At 26.4% G+C, this 2,512-nt stretch carries 5 protein-coding genes; 1 reads left to right on the top strand and 4 read right to left on the bottom strand.

From position 1 onward, the window contains the following. The 4 genes from HNQ03_RS15925 to HNQ03_RS15910 form a co-directional block, all read right to left on the bottom strand. On the bottom strand, nucleotides 1-206 hold a 206-nt coding region (locus HNQ03_RS15925; protein ID WP_173780683.1), incomplete at its 3' end, for a hypothetical protein. Between the two features lie 106 nt (nucleotides 207-312). Next, the gene (locus HNQ03_RS15920; RefSeq protein WP_173780682.1) at nucleotides 313-909 is read right to left on the bottom strand and encodes a hypothetical protein; all 597 of its coding nucleotides are present in this window, start codon (nucleotides 907-909) and stop codon (nucleotides 313-315) included. Between the two features lie 58 nt (nucleotides 910-967). Beyond that, nucleotides 968-1,198 (bottom strand): hypothetical protein, encoded by a 231-nt coding sequence (locus HNQ03_RS15915; RefSeq protein WP_173780681.1) that lies wholly within the window; start codon nucleotides 1,196-1,198, stop codon nucleotides 968-970. A gap of 123 nt (nucleotides 1,199-1,321) precedes the next feature. Further along, nucleotides 1,322-1,555: a hypothetical protein gene (locus HNQ03_RS15910; RefSeq protein WP_173780680.1), complete on the bottom strand. Its 234-nt coding sequence runs from the start codon at nucleotides 1,553-1,555 to the stop codon at nucleotides 1,322-1,324. Between the two features lie 194 nt (nucleotides 1,556-1,749). On the opposite strand from HNQ03_RS15910, the gene HNQ03_RS15905 reads away from it, so the two are divergent. Continuing rightward, nucleotides 1,750-2,430: a hypothetical protein gene (locus HNQ03_RS15905; RefSeq protein ID WP_173780679.1), complete on the top strand. Its 681-nt coding sequence runs from the start codon at nucleotides 1,750-1,752 to the stop codon at nucleotides 2,428-2,430. Nucleotides 2,431-2,512 lie beyond the last annotated feature (82 nt).

Raw genomic sequence — 2,512 nt, 5'->3', positions numbered from 1 at the left:
GGAGAATATGTTGCATATCCATTTCCTGTTGGATTATCCGCATTTCTTACGAAATTAATTGGCGTGCTTAAAGTTGGTCCATTTGCCGTAGGATTTCCATCCCCCGCTATTTGTACCATCTCTAAATTCTGATTGGTTTGCGCAGATAGCAAAGTACTGCTCACAAAAGAGAGTATCGCAAATATTTTAAGTATATTTATTTTCATTTATGAAATTTTTATTTTTATTTTAAACTTTTGATAATTTATTTATCAGTTTTTTTAAAATCTACATGAAATTTATGTTTGAGAGATTTTGGTCAATTATTGTAAATTAAATTACATAAATAAAAGGCGGAGCACGAAGTGAAGAATTATTGTACTTGCCAAATTGTAAATAGGAAAGAATATGATAGTTAATCTGTTTTTTTGCTTGATAAAAAAATGATTGTAAAACATAAATAGGAAACGATTTGCTTATAAGTATTTTGTTTGCAGATATTGTGGTAGCCATTTTCCCATACTGAAATGTGTAGTCGATTAATGATTTTGACTGTAAATCTTGAGCATAGAACGAGTTATAATAAATATTATCATTTGATTTTTCCTGATTATCTTTTGCTTTTTTAATTTTTGCAATTTTATGCTCACTTACTTGTTCAGAGATTGTTTTAGAATGAGATTTTTTAGTAGCAGTTTTATCTTTTCTTTTTTCTTCTCTATCAGGTATATTAGGAGATGTATAATCATAAAGTATAACTCCTTCTGAAATGTTAATTTCATCTGAAAGCCTAAAGGAATGAGAATCTACCTTATTCTGTGCATAGGTCATTAAGAAAAAGAAATAAAATATCAACAACAAAAACCTCAAAGGAAACATCTTTAGTGATTGATTATTGATACGAAAAAAAAAATATAAATTTTCTATCATATATTTATTTCTGGGATTATTAATATTTATTCTGATTTTTGAGGCTCACTACAAAATCTTATTTTCTTGGAGGCGATTGTATTTCACCATCAAAAGTTTGCGTAGTAAATTCATTGTTTTGCGTACTATCAGACTTCATTGTTTGGTTAGAATCTGAAGATCCACTATTATTACTTTCAATAACTTTTATTGTTGCAATGTCTTCTGCGCTCAAAACATCATCGGTTTTTCTACAAGAAACTATAGTAATTAATAATATAGTTGCGAATGTAAGAATAAATTTTTTCATAGTAATTTTTTTAATTGTTATATTTTTTTGAATTAGGTCATTTTGTAACACAAAATTTTAGTGTTTATATAATTTTAGAGTTCCACTTATTGAAATTAAGCAGACATCCTTTTGGAAAATAAATTATTTTCTTGGAGGCGATTGTATTTCACCATCAAAAGTTTGCGTAGTAAATTCATTGTATTGGATGCTATCAGATTTCATTGTATAGTTAGAATCTGAAGATTCATTATTTCTATTGCTTTCAATAACTTTTATTGTTGCAATGTCTTCTGTGCTCAAAACATCATCAGTTTGTCTACAAGAAACAGCAGTAATTAATAACATAGTTGCGGATACAAGGATGAATTTTTTCATAATATTATTTTTTTATTGTTTAAGCAAAAGTACTGTATCATTAGGTTTAATCACTATTTTCAAACTTCTATATAAAAAAAAATCACTTCTATATCGTTAATGAGATTCTTTTTTTACAAACTAAATGATGTATTTTTGTACAACTAAAAAATTTGAAAATCAAGTTTATCAGGTTTTCTTATATTAATAGTGTCATGAAAAATTCCAAAAATTTTATCTTATTTACGCTATCATTTTTCCTTGGAATTTTGAATTTCTATGGTCAAAGTATTATCAGCGATAAACTAAGCTATGAGCAAATAGAAAAAAAGATTGATAGTTTACAAAATGAAAAAGACAAAGCTTTAGTCTTGATTGATTACTATATTGAAAAATCTAAGAAGGAGAATAATGAAGAATCTCTATTTTATGCCTACAGATATGCAAGTAAATACTATCAAAAGCTAAATAATTTTAAATATGCAGATAGTGCGCTAATTATTGCAAAAAAATCTAAAAGCACACAATTATTAACTGCCGCCTATCTAAATAAAGGCACAATCTATATGGATGAAGGGTTTTATCAAAAAGCCTTAGATAATATATTATTTGCAAATAAATATTCTATAGAGCTTAAAGATGATTATATCACTAATAAAACCGTTTACTTTATTGCTCAAAACAAAATATATTTAGGAAACTATGAAGATGCAAATAAAGAATTAAAACTTTGCATAGATTATTTTAAGAATAACCTTAATGATAAATCTTCTTTAGGAGAGAACTCCCAGCTATTTTACATCTATTCTTTAATAAGCTATTTAGATACTAATACCAAAATTGGAAAACAGAATGAAAACAAATTGCTAATAGAAGAAATTAAGGTAATAGCGTGATTAATTCCTGGACACATAAATTAGTAATAACCTTAAATTTGTGTCATGAGTTTACATCGAAAAAAATGGAAGCAAAAAGAAA

Origin of the sequence: Frigoriflavimonas asaccharolytica (assembly GCF_013294015.1) — a bacterium.
GTDB classification, from domain to species: domain Bacteria; phylum Bacteroidota; class Bacteroidia; order Flavobacteriales; family Weeksellaceae; genus Frigoriflavimonas; species Frigoriflavimonas asaccharolytica.
Note: the sequence above shows the minus strand (reverse complement) of the source record. Positions and strands in the feature narration are given on the sequence as shown.